This is a genomic window from Citrobacter sp. wls708 (assembly GCF_005281255.1).
Taxonomy (GTDB): Bacteria; Pseudomonadota; Gammaproteobacteria; order Enterobacterales; family Enterobacteriaceae; genus Citrobacter; species Citrobacter werkmanii.
The window spans coordinates 1-308 of sequence record NZ_SZXE01000028.1 but is presented as its reverse complement, the minus strand read 5'-3'; the positions used below and the strand labels follow the sequence as shown (position 1 = coordinate 308).

The following is a 308-nucleotide window of genomic DNA, read 5'->3' as shown; positions in this document are numbered from 1 at the left end:
TGGATGTCAAGAGTAGGTAAGGTTCTTCGCGTTGCATCGAATTAAACCACATGCTCCACCGCTTGTGCGGGCCCCCGTCAATTCATTTGAGTTTTAACCTTGCGGCCGTACTCCCCAGGCGGTCGACTTAACGCGTTAGCTCCGGAAGCCACGCCTCAAGGGCACAACCTCCAAGTCGACATCGTTTACGGCGTGGACTACCAGGGTATCTAATCCTGTTTGCTCCCCACGCTTTCGCACCTGAGCGTCAGTCTTTGTCCAGGGGGCCGCCTTCGCCACCGGTATTCCTCCAGATCTCTACGCATTTC

Annotated in this window: 1 rRNA gene; it reads right to left on the bottom strand. The window is 55.5% G+C overall.

Annotated features, from left to right (window positions below):
• Positions 1–308 (bottom strand): 16S ribosomal RNA (locus FDW97_RS17840); the annotation flags it as partial.